This is a genomic window from Micromonospora sp. NPDC023633 (assembly GCF_040640035.1).
Lineage (GTDB): Bacteria > Actinomycetota > Actinomycetes > Mycobacteriales > Micromonosporaceae > Micromonospora.
The window spans coordinates 1-12,148 of the sequence record NZ_JBFABB010000166.1; the positions used below are offsets into that span (position 1 = coordinate 1).

The 12,148-nt window shown below is 75.7% G+C and carries 10 protein-coding genes, 3 tRNA genes and 1 pseudogene; 8 read left to right on the forward strand and 6 right to left on the reverse strand.

What is annotated here, in order from left to right:
* On the forward strand, positions 1-340 hold a 340-nt coding region (locus tag AB0G13_RS31265; RefSeq protein WP_357882192.1), incomplete at its 5' end, for a helix-turn-helix domain-containing protein.
* Positions 341-748: 408 nt separating this feature from the next.
* On the opposite strand, the gene AB0G13_RS31270 is transcribed toward AB0G13_RS31265, so the two are convergent.
* From AB0G13_RS31270 to AB0G13_RS31280, 3 genes are all read right to left on the reverse strand, one after another.
* Positions 749-823, reverse strand: a tRNA-Val gene (locus AB0G13_RS31270).
* 13 nt (positions 824-836) lie between these two features.
* Positions 837-907 (reverse strand) — tRNA-Cys (locus tag AB0G13_RS31275).
* A gap of 34 nt (positions 908-941) precedes the next feature.
* A tRNA-Gly gene (locus AB0G13_RS31280) sits at positions 942-1,014 on the reverse strand.
* 365 nt (positions 1,015-1,379) lie between these two features.
* Here AB0G13_RS31280 and AB0G13_RS31285 point away from each other — a divergent pair.
* Both AB0G13_RS31285 and AB0G13_RS31290 read left to right on the forward strand, forming a co-directional pair.
* Positions 1,380-1,982, forward strand: a complete 603-nt coding sequence (locus tag AB0G13_RS31285; RefSeq protein ID WP_357882195.1) for a TetR/AcrR family transcriptional regulator — start codon at positions 1,380-1,382, stop codon at positions 1,980-1,982.
* A gap of 127 nt (positions 1,983-2,109) precedes the next feature.
* Positions 2,110-2,685 (forward strand): TIGR03086 family metal-binding protein, encoded by a 576-nt coding sequence (locus AB0G13_RS31290; protein ID WP_357882198.1) that lies wholly within the window; start codon positions 2,110-2,112, stop codon positions 2,683-2,685.
* A gap of 38 nt (positions 2,686-2,723) precedes the next feature.
* On the opposite strand, the gene AB0G13_RS31295 is transcribed toward AB0G13_RS31290, so the two are convergent.
* Entirely contained in the window at positions 2,724-3,902 is a 1,179-nt protein-coding gene (locus tag AB0G13_RS31295) for an alkane 1-monooxygenase (RefSeq protein WP_357882201.1), read from the reverse strand.
* Positions 3,903-4,155: 253 nt separating this feature from the next.
* Here AB0G13_RS31295 and AB0G13_RS31300 point away from each other — a divergent pair, with 253 nt between their 5' ends.
* The 5 genes from AB0G13_RS31300 to AB0G13_RS31320 all read left to right on the forward strand — a co-directional run bounded on the left by AB0G13_RS31300 (position 4,156) and on the right by AB0G13_RS31320 (position 10,918).
* The gene (locus tag AB0G13_RS31300; RefSeq protein WP_357882204.1) at positions 4,156-7,083 is read left to right on the forward strand and encodes a M36 family metallopeptidase; all 2,928 of its coding nucleotides are present in this window, start codon (positions 4,156-4,158) and stop codon (positions 7,081-7,083) included.
* Between the two features lie 127 nt (positions 7,084-7,210).
* The gene (locus AB0G13_RS31305) at positions 7,211-7,879 is read left to right on the forward strand and encodes a 50S ribosomal protein L11 methyltransferase (protein ID WP_357882207.1); all 669 of its coding nucleotides are present in this window, start codon (positions 7,211-7,213) and stop codon (positions 7,877-7,879) included.
* Positions 7,880-7,888: 9 nt separating this feature from the next.
* Positions 7,889-9,052, forward strand: coding sequence for a cytochrome P450 (locus AB0G13_RS31310; protein WP_357882210.1), 1,164 nt, complete (start codon positions 7,889-7,891; stop codon positions 9,050-9,052).
* Between the two features lie 184 nt (positions 9,053-9,236).
* The gene (locus AB0G13_RS31315) at positions 9,237-10,169 is read left to right on the forward strand and encodes an ATP-binding cassette domain-containing protein (protein ID WP_357882213.1); all 933 of its coding nucleotides are present in this window, start codon (positions 9,237-9,239) and stop codon (positions 10,167-10,169) included.
* The gene (locus AB0G13_RS31320; RefSeq protein WP_357882216.1) at positions 10,166-10,918 is read left to right on the forward strand and encodes an ABC transporter permease subunit; all 753 of its coding nucleotides are present in this window, start codon (positions 10,166-10,168) and stop codon (positions 10,916-10,918) included. The genes AB0G13_RS31315 and AB0G13_RS31320 overlap by 4 nt, the downstream gene beginning before the upstream one ends.
* Positions 10,919-10,954: 36 nt before the next feature.
* Here AB0G13_RS31320 and AB0G13_RS31325 read toward each other — a convergent pair whose 3' ends face one another.
* The gene (locus tag AB0G13_RS31325) at positions 10,955-11,632 is read right to left on the reverse strand and encodes a response regulator transcription factor (protein ID WP_357882219.1); all 678 of its coding nucleotides are present in this window, start codon (positions 11,630-11,632) and stop codon (positions 10,955-10,957) included.
* Positions 11,629-12,148: pseudogene (locus AB0G13_RS31330) on the reverse strand (hypothetical protein); the annotation flags it as partial. The pseudogene AB0G13_RS31330 and the gene AB0G13_RS31325, both read right to left, overlap by 4 nt.

The following is a 12,148-nucleotide window of genomic DNA, read 5'->3' on the forward strand; positions in this document are numbered from 1 at the left end:
CGGCGATACACGCGGCGGGGCGCCCGCCGGCGACGGGGACGCCCGGTGGCACGGCCTGGACCGGCTGCTGGCCGTCCCGGCGCTGCGCCTCTGGGCGCACGACCAGGTCGCGCCCCTGGGCGCCGACGGGACGACCGTGGGCCTGGCGACGGTACGCGCCTGGCTGCGCGCCGACGGCCGGCTCCCCGGCACCGCCACCGCGCTCGGGATCTCGGTGTCCGCCGTACGCAAGCGGCTCAACCGGGCCGAGCAGGTCCTCGGACGAAGCCTGCTGCGCGGGCCGAGCGCCCGGCACGAGCTGTGGCTCGCGCTGCGGGTCCTCGACGCCCCGCCGGGCTGAGGATCCTCGCTCCGGCCGGACCGGGCACGGCGGCGGGCCGGGGTCGCTGTGCAGGCCGGCACCGCCGACGCCCTCGCTGTGCGGATCGGTCCTCGCCTCGACCCGCCGGGGCTTCCTACCGTGTGGGTGCAGCCGGTACGGGATCCCGGCCGTCCACCGACCCACGTCCGGACGCGCGGCACGGGGAAGCACGTCCGACCGGTCACTCCGGGGGGAGGTGCGACCGCCCCGCCCCACGCCGACGGCCGTGGGCGGGGCGGTCGTCGGCGGTGCCGCCGAACGGATCTTCGTCACCGTGGCCGCCGCCGTTCGTCACGGAGGGGGCGGCGGACCCGGCCTGCGAGCGAACGGCGGGGATTCCCGGGAAACGACGAAGGCCCGTCACCGGGTGGTGACGGGCCTTCGTGCTGGTGGGCGATACTGGGTTTGAACCAGTGACCTCTTCCGTGTCAAGGAAGCGCGCTCCCACTGCGCCAATCGCCCTCGCTTGTTACCGAGGTGGGGACGGGATTTGAACCCGCGTACACGGCTTTGCAGGCCGTTGCCTCGCCTCTCGGCCACCCCACCGAGGTTGCCCCCGTCATGCGTGGCGGCAGCTCCGAGCGGACGACGGGATTCGAACCCGCGACCCTCACCTTGGCAAGGTGATGCGCTACCAGCTGCGCTACGTCCGCGTGTCTCCGGCGTTAACCGGTGACGGGTGAGAACTTTAGCCGAGCCGGCGATCGGTTGCCAAATCGGGGTGGCTCCCGGCGCGTCAGGCGGCGGGCGGCCGCCCCGCTCGGCGGCGGGCGGGTGTCGTCGGCCCCCACCCCTCAGGCTTCCTAGGAGGATGGGCCGGACTCCTTCCGGCGGTCCGGCGGCTCGGGCCGGGTCCGTCCGGAGCGGACTCGTGCGGTTGCCCGGTCGGCGGCCGGTGGGCCGTCGCGGAGCAGGGCCGGAGCGCTCGCCGGGAACTGTCCGGCTTCCGACTGTAGTGGGCCGAACGGGCCGTGATCCGTAACTGCCCGTGTTCGGTTGGATGGGCTACGGTAACGGCGTGACGAGACGTGCGGCCGAGATCCGCCTGGATGCCCTGCTGCGCACGGCCTGTGACGTGATCGTGGAACGCGGTCTGGCCAACACCCGCACGGCCGACGTGGCACAGGCCGCCGGGGTGAGCCAGGCGCTGGTCTTCTACCACTTCGCCACCAAGGACCGGCTGCTCGCGCAGGCGTTCGCGTACGCGGTGGAGCAGGACCTGGCCCGGCTGGACGCGGTGATGCGCTCCAGCGCCCCGCCCCTGACCAAGCTCCGCCGGATCGTGCGGCTCTACACACCGGCGGGCCGGGCGACGTCCTGGGCCATGTGGATCGACGGCTGGGCGGAGTCGCTGCGTACCCCGGAACTGGAGAAGGTCTCCCGCCGGCTCGACCTGCGCTGGCGGGAGGACCTGGCGACGGTCATCACGGACGGGGTCCGCGACGGCACCTTCGAGTGCGCCGACCCGGCCGGGGCGGCGTGGCGGATCAGCGCGGTGGTGGACGGGCTGGCGGTGCAGCTCGCGGTGCACGAGCGGGTGATCTCCCGCCGGCAGTTCGCCGAGTGGGTGCGCCTGCTCACCGCCCGCGAGCTGGGGCTGGACCCGGCGCAGCTGGACTGAGCCCGGCACCGCCCGCGCCCGGCCAGCCGCGCCGGCGCCCGGGCGGGCCCCGACGACCGGGCGGCCGGCCGCCCGCGAAGCCGGCAAAACGGCTCGGCTGCCGGGGGCAGCCGGAACAATCGTCGGCATGGACCCGCTGGAGACGTACCGCCGCAGCCTGGCCGAGTTCACCGACCGGGTGGCGCAGGTCGGACCCGGCCAGTGGTCGGACCCGACCCCGTGCCCCGACTGGGACGTCCGGACGCTGGTCAACCACGTGGTGGGCGAGGACCGGTGGAGCGTCGCGCTGCTCGCGGGGCGGACGATCGAGGAGGTCGGCGACCGCTACGACGGCGACCTGCTCGGCCCGGACCCGGCCGGCGCGGCCCGGGAGGCGGCGGGGCAGGCCGAGCTGGCCTTCACCCACCCGGGGGCGCTGGAGCGCACCGTCGCGCTCTCCGCCGGCGAGACCCCCGCCGACGAGTACCTGCACCAACTGATCGCGGAGCACCTGATCCACGGCTGGGACCTCGCCGTGGCGATCGGCGCGGACCCCCGGCTGGACGCCGACGCGGTCGCCGCGTGCGCCCGGTGGTTCGGTCGGCGGATCGGCGACTACCAGCGGGGCCGGCTGATCCGGCCGGAGGTCGACGTGCCGGCGCGGGCGGACGAGCAGGACCGCCTGGTCGCCGCCTTCGGCCGCGACCCCGACTGGGCGCCGTGAGGGACCCGGCCGGAACGCCGGACGCACGAGGGCGGCGGTCAGGCGGCCGCCGGGCCACGGCTGCAGCGCCTCCGCAGCCGGCGCAGGGCCGGCGGGTGGACGTTGGCCAGCGTCAGGTCCCCGCCGTAGTGGGCGAGGACCCGGTGGTCCATCAGCCGACGCCACACCGGCGGCACCAGCGCGGCCACCACCATCGTGGCGTACCCGGCGGGCAGCTGCGGCGAGGACTCGAAGCTGCGCAGCGTCTGGTAGCGGCGCAACGGGTTGGCGTGGTGGTCGCTGTGCCGCTGGAGCTGGAAGAGGAAGATGTTGGTCACGCTGCGGTCGCTGTTCCAGCTGTGCCGGGGGTCGACCTTCTCGTAGCGGCCGGCGGGGGTGCGCTGCCGCGCCAGCCCGTAGTGCTCCAGGTAGTTGACCACCTCGAGCAGGGAGAACCCGACCACCGCCTGGAGCGCCAGGAACGGCAGCACGCCCGGGCCGAAGGCGACGGCCAGCGCCGCGTAGAGCGCGAGGGTCATCGCGAACGCGTTGAGCACGTCGTTGCGCCACGTCCACGGGCTGCGGCCCCGGATGCGGAACCGGCCGGTCTCCAGCCGCCGCGCCGAGCGCAGGCTGCCTGAGACGGTACGCGGCCAGAACGCCCAGAAGCTCTCCCCCAGCCGGGCGCTGGCCGGGTCCTCCGGCGTGGCGACGCGGGTGTGGTGGCCCCGGTTGTGCTCGACGTGGAAGTGCCCGTACGCCGCCGGTGCGAGGGCCACCTTGGACAGCCAGCGCTCCACCGTCTCCCGCTTGTGGCCGAGCTCGTGGGCGGTGTTGACGGCGATGCCGTCGACCACCCCGATCGTGACGACCAGGCCCGCCGCGCCGGCCACCGTCAGGTCGTCCCGGGCCCAGACCGCGCAGCAGAGCACCAGGGCCGCGTACTGGGCGGGCAGGTAGAGGTAGGTCAGCCAGCGGTAGTAGCCGTCGGCGGCGAGCCGGGGCACCGCCTCGTCGGGCGGGTTGCGCCGGTCCTCGCCGACCAGCAGGTCGACCACCGGGATCAGGACGAAGACGGCGGCGGGGGTGAGCCACCAGGCCCACGCGTCGGCGGTGGCCCGCCACGCCGCCCAGCCGACGAACGGCAGCGCCGGGACGAGCAGCGCCAGCGGCCACCATGGCCGGCGGGCGTCCCGCCACCCGGCGGCGGGGCCTGTCGCTGCGGAGTCGACGGCCATGACCGGCCTCCGATCTGTCGCGGCGTCCCCCCTCGACTGTGACAGCCGTCACGTCCGTGTACAAGGGACTGTTTTTGTCGAATCCCGCGCGGGGCGTCGGCCGCCCGGGAGGGCTCCCGCGCCGGGCGGGCCGCCTCGAGCAGGCGCGGCCCTTGTTCCCGCCGGGGCGGACTGATATCCACAGGTGTACATGCGTAACCGCGCGGCGCGGGCCGGCGGAGGGCCGGTCACCCCGCTCCCACGAGGAGGTCCCGTGGCACAACCGGAGTGGACACCCTGGATGAGCCGGCGTCGACGCCGGCTCGTCCCCGTCCTGGCGGTGACCGCGGTGGCGGCCGCGCTGCTGCCAACCGGCCCCACCGCAGCCGCCCCCACCGGCGGCGCCTCCGCCGAGCGGCGCTCCGGCCCGTTCGCCGAGGGGCACCAGCACGCCGACGTCGACAACCGCCCCGGCACCGCCGCCCCCGACGCGCGGCAGCGGGGCCTGGCGCGCAAGGCCGACCCGGACGCCCGTTGGAACCGGCTCGGCACCCCGCACGCGCTCGGCCCCGGCAGCGCGCCCCTCGCCACCGGTCTGCCCGCCGAGCCGGAGGCGGCCGCCCGCGCGTACCTCACCGACCACCACGACCTCTTCGGGCTGGACGCCGCGGCGGTCGACGCGATGGACCGGGTGCTGGTCCGCCCGATCGGCGCCGGCGCGGTCGTCACCCTCCGGCAGCGCTTCGGCGACCTGCCGGCCGGGCACGACGGCCTGGTCACCGTCGCGGTCACCGGCGGCAGGGTCCTCGCGGTCAGCTCCTCGCTGTCCCGGGACACCGCGGCGCCGGCGCCGGCCACCCTCACCGCCGAGCAGGCGTACGCCGCGGCGCGCGCCGACGCCGGCCTGACCGCCGAGGAGGTACGCAGCCACAGCGTCCGCGCCGTCGCCGTGCCCACCCCGCTGGACGGGCCCCGGGCCGCCTACGAGGTGACCCTGATCGGCGCCGACGCCGACCATCCGGAGGCGTTCACCACCTACGTCGACGGGATCACCGGGCAGGTGCTGGTCCGCGAGGACCTGGTCGACTTCGACTCGGACAACCCGAGCTGGGCGGTCTTCCCGGCCACCCCGCCGCGCGACCTCGGCCCCGGGCGGGATCCCCGGGTGCGCTGGTGCGGCGACCCCGCGCCGGGCTGCCAGGCGGCCTTCCGCGACCCGGCCACCGGCCAGCCCTGGGACGTCGACGCGGCCACCGGCACGCCGACCGGCACCGCCCGCGGCAACTCCGCCAACACCGTGCTCTCCTGGGGCGGCGGCACGCCGGCCGTACCGGCCACGCCCAGCCCGGAACGCCGCTACGAGTACCCGTTCACCGACCAGTGGCACCAGGCCCGCTGCAACCCCGAGGTGTTCACCTCGGCGCGACGCAACGACGCCGACGCCGCGATCGCCAACCTGTTCGCCATGCACAACCGGATGCACGACTGGGCCTGGCACCTCGGCTTCACCGAGGCGACCTGGAACCTCCAAGCGGTGAACCTGACCCCGCAGGGCCGGGGCGGCGACGCCGAGCAGGGCCGCGCCCAGCAGGGCGCGCTCAGCGGCAACCGGAACAACGCCAACCAGGGCACGCCGCGCGACGGCCTGCCGCCGACCACCAACATGTACCTGTGGCAGCCGCAGGCCGGCGGTCCGTACCCACCCTGCGTCGACGGCGACTACGACATGACGGTGATCGGGCACGAGTACACCCACGCCATCACCAACCGCATGATCGCCGGCCCGGACAGCGGCATCGGCGGCCACCAGGGCGGCTCGATGGGCGAGTCGTGGAGCGACCTGCTCGCCGCCGAGTACCTGTTCCAGCACGGGCTGCGCGCCCCCGGCGAGACGCCCTACGTCACCGGCGGCTACGTCACCGGCAACCTGGTCAGCGGCATCCGTAACCACGACTTCAGCCGCAGCCCGCTGAACTACTCCGACGTCGGCTACAACACCGGCGGTCCCGCCGTGCACGCCGACGGCGAGATCTGGAGCGCCACCAACTTCCGGGTACGCGCCGCGCTGATGCAGCGGTACGGCGTCGGCACCGGGCAGCGGCAGCTGGACTGCGCGCGCGGCAAGGTCGCGGTGGAGCAGTGCCCGGGCAACCGGCGCTGGTCGCAGCTGGTCTTCGACTCGTTCCTGCTCCAGGCCGCCAGCCAGGTGAGCATGCTCGACATGCGGGACAACATGCTCACCGCCGACCTGCTCCGCTTCGGCGGCGCCAACCAGGACCTGCTCTGGGCCGAGTTCGCCCGCTCCGGGATGGGCCGCGACGCCGCCACCAACGGCGCCGCCGACACCGACCCGACGCCGAGCTTCGCCGCGCCGGACGCCGACAACGCGGTGCTCACCCTGCGCCCCAAGGGCGACAGCGCCGACGCGCCGATCCGGGTCTACGTCGGGGCGTACGAGGCGCGGGCGGTGCCGGTGGCCGACACCGACCCGACCACCGCGCTGCCGGACCGGGTGGAGCTGGTGCCCGGCACGTACCAGCTGCTCGCCGTCGCGCCCGGCTTCGGCCACCAGCGGCTGACCGTGGTCGCCAAGGCCGGCAAGGAGAGGTACGTCGACCTGCGGATGAGCCGGAACCTGGCGTCCACGGCGTCCGGCGCGACGGTCACCGGTGACGGGGTCAACCTGGACCGCATCGCCGACGACACCGAGGCCACCAACTGGGCCTCCCTCGACGGGGTGGCGGGCCGGCAGGTCACGGTGGCGCTGCCCGGGGACGCGCCGCAGGTCGTGAAGCGGGTGAACGTCAGCGCCATGCTGCGCCCGGCGATCGCCGGCGACGCCGACCCGGGCAGCCAGAACGCGCTCAGCGCGCTGCGCTCGTTCGCGGTGTCGGCGTGCAACGCGAAGACGACCGACTGCGCGGATCCGGCGAACTGGCAGCGGATCCACACCAGCGCGCCCGACGCGTTCCCGGGCGGGGCGTACCGGGCGTACGTGCGCGACATCAACCTGCGCGAGTTCCTGGTGCCGACCACGCTGGCCACGCACCTGCGGTTGGAGGTGCTGGCCAGCCAGTGCACCGGCGGCCCGGCCTACGCCGGTGAGCAGGACGACGACCCGGCGACCACCACCGACTGCGCGACCGCCAGCCCGGCGCGTACCCAGGTGCGCATCGCCGAGTTCCAGGCGTTCTCGACGTGACCGCCCCGTCGGGGGCCGGTCGGCGTGCCGGCCGGCCCCCGACGGACCACCTCCGGGTGGCGGGGTTTGGCGGCGACCCGGGGTGGCGCCGGTCGCCGGGTTCGGGCGGCGGGGGACAATCGCTGGCGTGTCCGAGCTCTCCACCGCCTTCGTCCGGCTGCACGCCAGTCTCGCCCCGGTCGCCTTCGTCCCCGAGGTGCGACTGCACCAGGCGGACGACGCCATCGGGCTGTGGGAGTTGACGGAGGGCGAGTTCCGCAGTGCGCAGCCGCCGCCGTTCTGGGCCTTCGCCTGGGCCGGCGGGCAGGCGCTCGCCCGGTACGTCACCGATCACCCGGAGCTGGTCGCCGGCCGCCGGGTGCTCGACCTCGCCGCGGGCTCCGGCCTGGTCGCCATCGCCGCCGCGCGGGCCGGCGCCGCCGCGGTGCGCGCGGTGGAGATCGACGAGTTGGCCGTCGCGGCCGTCGCGGTCAACGCCGAGGCCAACGGGGTACGCGTCGACGCGGAACTCGGCGACATCCTCGACGGCGACGCCGGCGGCGCCGAGGTGGTGTTCGCCGGGGACGTGTTCTACAGCGAGGCGATGGCCAACCGGGTGCTGCGCTTCCTCCTCCGGGCCGCCCGCGCCGGGGCGAAGGTGCTGGTGGGCGATCCGGGCCGGGCCTTCCTGCCCCGCGAGCGCTTCGACGAGCTGGCCGTCTACGACGTGCCGGTGCCCGAGACGCTGGAGAGCGTACGGGTGAAGCGCACCACGGTGTGGCAGTTGCGGGCGGGGTTGCCGGGGGCGGGCCGCTAGCGTGTCGGCGTGCTGTTCCGGAGCTGGGCGCAGACCGCCGACGCGCACTGGCCGGACGTGGCCCGGGTGTCCGACCACGTGGGTGTCGCACATCTGGTCGTGACCCGGCACGCCCTGGTCCGCCAGGTGCTCACCGATCCGGCGACGTACCGGCCGGACAACGCGCTGGACGCGGTGACCCCGATCCCGGTGGCCGCGCTGCGGGTGCTGGCCGGGCACCGGTTCCGGCTGCCGCCGACCCTGGCGAACAACGGCGGCGCCAGCCACCCGGCGCTCCGGGCGATCGTCGCCGACGCCCTGCACCCGACGCGGGTCGCCGCGCAGCGGCCCTGGCTGACCGGGTTGGTGCGGGAACGCGTCGGCAGGATCGGCGCCGCCCTGGCCGCCGGCGGGCCGGTGGACCTCTATGCCGAGCTCGCCGCCGACCTGCCGCTGCTGGTGCTGGCCCGGCTGGTCGAGCTGCCCGACGCGCCGGTGGGCGCGGTGAAAGAGTTCGCCCGCGCGGCGCTGGAGCTGTTCTGGGCGCCGCTGGACGCCGAGCGGCAGCAGGCCCTCGCCGCCGAGGTGGGCCGCTTCCACCGGGTGCTGCGGGAGTTCGCCGCGACCGGGGGCGGGCTGGCCGGGTCGCTGCGGGCCGCCGGATACCCGCCCGACGTGGTGGTCGGCGCGCTGTTCTTCCTGCTGGTGGCCGGCCAGGAGACCACCTCGCAGTTCCTCACCCTGCTGCTGCACCGGCTGGCGGGCGAGCCGGCCGTGCTGGCCGGCCTGCGCGACGGCACCGTCGCGGTCGCCGACGTGGTCGAGGAGGGACTGCGGCTGGAGCCGCCGATCGTGACCTGGCGACGGGTGGCGGCGGTGGACACCACGCTGGGCGGGACGGCGGTGCCGGCGGGCACCAGCGTCGTGCTCTGGCTGGCCCGCGCCGGCCGGGATCCGGACACCGTCAACGCGCCGGACGAGTTCCGGCCCGGGCAGCGCGGTTCCCGCCGGCACCTGGCCTTCGGTGCGGGCGCGCACCGCTGCGTCGGCGACCAGTTGGCCCGGATGGAGGCGGCGGTGGTGGTCGCCGAGACCGCCTCGCTGCTGGACGGGGTCACCGTGGTCCGCGAGCCGTGGTGCCCGGACAACCTGACCTTCCGGATGCCCGACGCCTTCGTCGTCCGCAGGCGCTGAACCGGCACGCCCGCCGTGGTGCGCGCGCCCCGCCGCCCGTACCCCGTCCTGATCACCGAGGTTCTCGCGCCACCACCAGACGGGGGGCGTACGGGTGCCGGCGGGCGGGACCCGACGAAAGTCAGTGCCGGGTGGTGCCGTTCGGGCGCGGTCGGCACGGGGGTCACCGACCTAGCGTCGGCACATGATCACATTACGTGGGTTGACCAAGCGGTTCGGGGGCACGACCGCCGTCGACGCCCTGACCGTCGACATCGGACCCGGCCGGGTCACCGGGTTCCTCGGCCCCAACGGCGCGGGCAAGTCCACCACCATGCGGATGATCCTGGGGCTGGACCGGCCCACCGCCGGGCAGGCGCTCGTGGGCGGGCGGGCGTACCGGGAGCTGCGGCGCCCGCTGCGCGAGGTCGGCGCGCTGCTCGACGCCCGCGCGGTCCATCCCGCCCGGTCGGGCCGGGCACACCTGCTCGCGATGGCCCGGAGCAACGGGATACCGGACCGCCGGGTGGACGAGGTGCTCGCCACCGTGGGGCTGGACGCCCGCGCCGCGGCCAAGCCCGGCCGCACCCTCTCCCTCGGCATGGGGCAGCGGCTCGGCATCGCCGGGGCACTGCTCGGCGACCCGCCGGTGCTGATGTTCGACGAGCCGGTCAACGGCCTCGACCCGGACGGGGTGCGCTGGGTCCGGCAGCTGATGCGGTCCCTGGCAGACGAGGGCCGGACGGTCTTCGTCTCCAGCCACCTGATGACCGAGATGCAGCTCACCGCCGACCGGCTGGTGGTGATCGGCCGGGGTCGCCTGCTCGCCGACGCCCCGGTCGACGAGGTGATCGCCGGGAGCGCGGTGGCCGTGCGGGTACGCAGCCCGCAGCCGGCCGGCCTCGCCGCGCTCGCCGAGCGGCTCGCCGCCGCCGGGGCCGCCGTCGAGCCGGCCGGCCCGGGCGAGCTGACCGTCACCGGCGCCCCCGTCGAGCGGATCGGCGACGTGGCGTACGAGCTGGGTGTGCGGCTGCACGAGCTCAGCCCGCACGGGGCGTCCCTGGAACAGGCCTTCATGGAGCTGACCGCCGACAGCGTCGAGTACGCCGGCGCCCCGACCCGGAACGAGGCACGATGAACACGATCTCCGCCGAGTGGACCAAGTTGTGGTCCGTGCGTTCCACCTGGTGGTCGCTGCTGGCCGGGGTGCTGCTGACGGCCGCCACCGCCGGTCAGCTGGCCATCTACGCCGCCAACGCGAACACCAACGACGATCCGGCCGACGACCCCGGGATCGTCACCGTCGGCAGCGTCGTGATCGGCTCGGTCGAGCTGACCCAGTACGCCGTGCTGGCGCTGGGCCTGCTCGTGATCACCAGCGAGTTCACCAGCGGCACGATCCGTACGACCCTCCAGTGCACGCCGTCGCGCGGCCGGGTGCTGCTGGCCAAGGCCGCGGTGACCGGGGCGGTGACGTTCGCGTTCGGGCTGCTACTCGGCACGGTCGGCGCGCTGGTGGCCCGGCCGGTGCTCGGCCGCTGGGGCACCGCGCCGGCGGGCGGCACGGTCGGCGACGTCCTGGCGGTGGCGACCTACCTGGCACTGGTCGGCGTGCTGGCCCTCGGGCTCGGCGCGGCTCTGCGCAGCGCGGTGCTCACCCTGACCGTGCTCGTCGCCACGCTGATGATCGTCCCGCTGTCGTTGCAGGAGCCGGACATCGCCGTGCTCAACCGGATCGCCGACGCCTTCCCGGGGGTCGCCGGTGGGCACTTCCTGGCCGGGGACACCGACCCGTACCCGGCGCCGGTCGGGTTGCTGCTGCTCGCCGGCTGGGCCGGCGCGGCGCTGCTGCTGGGCCGGGCCGCGTTGCGCCGCCGGGACGCGTGAGGCGCCGGGCCGCGTGAGGCACGGGGGCGGGGCGGGTCAGCCGGTCGGCTCGACCAGCCCCGCCTCGTACGCGAGGATCGCCGCCTGCACCCGGTTGCGCACCTCGAGCCGGGTGAAGACGCTCGTCAGGTAGCTCTTCACGGTCCCCTCGACCAGGTGCAGCCGGCGGGCGATCTCGGCGTTGGACAGCCCGGCCCCGACCAGCGCGAGGACCTCCCGCTCCCGCTCGGTCAGCCCGGCCAGCCGGTCCCGGGCCACCGGCCGGCGGGCCACCCGGTCGCCGCCCAGCTCGATGACCCGGCGGGCCACCCGCGGCGACAGGTACGCGCCGCCGTCGGCGACGGCGTGCACCCCGGCGATCAGCTCGCGCGGGTCGCCGGACTTGAGCAGGAACCCGCTGGCCCCGTGCCCGAGCGCCCGGGCGACGTGGTCGTCCTCGCCGAACGTGGTCAGCATGACCGTCGCCGTCTCCGGCACGAGCCGGCGGATCTCGGCGGCGGCGGTGAGCCCGTCCAGCCTCGGCATCCGGATGTCCAGCAGCGCCACCCGGGGCCGGTGCGCCCGGACCAGTTCCACCGCGACCCGGCCGTCACCGGCCTCGGCCACCACCTCGATGCCCGGGTCGGTGGCCAGGATGGCCCGGACGCCGGCCCGGATCATCGCCTCGTCGTCGGCGAGGACGACCCGCACCGGGCCGGCCGTGTCGGCGTTCATCCGTCGATCCGCTCCTTGCTGACCAGCCGGCCCTCGACGAAGCAGAGTCGCCACGTCGGCTGGGCCAGGGGGAAGTTGCCGTCGGTGTAGTGCTCGCAGCCGGGGCGTGCCGTCCCGGCGGGCGGGTCGAGCTGCCGTCGGGGCAGCCCGGTCAACTCGGCGCGCTGCGCGCCGACGGGCATCCGCGCGAAGGCCCCGTCGTCGAGGACCGTCCCGGCGGTGGCGACCGGGTAGTAGACCAGCGCGAGGACCAGCGCGAGGCCCGCCGGGGCGCCGAGGGCCGTCAAGAGGCTGAGCCGGACCCGCCGGCGGGCGTCGCGCAGCCGCCGCTCGGCCTCGCCCGGCCGCTCCCCCGGCTGCCCGCCGTCCGAGGGATCGGCGTCCGTCGTCGGCGCGACCGGCAACCACCGCTCGCCCGCCTCGCGGACCGGCCAGCGGCCCTGCGCCCCGCCCGCCGGCCAGCCGCCCTGCGCCTCCCGGGTCGGCCAGCCGCCCTGCGTTTCGCGGGCCGGTCGG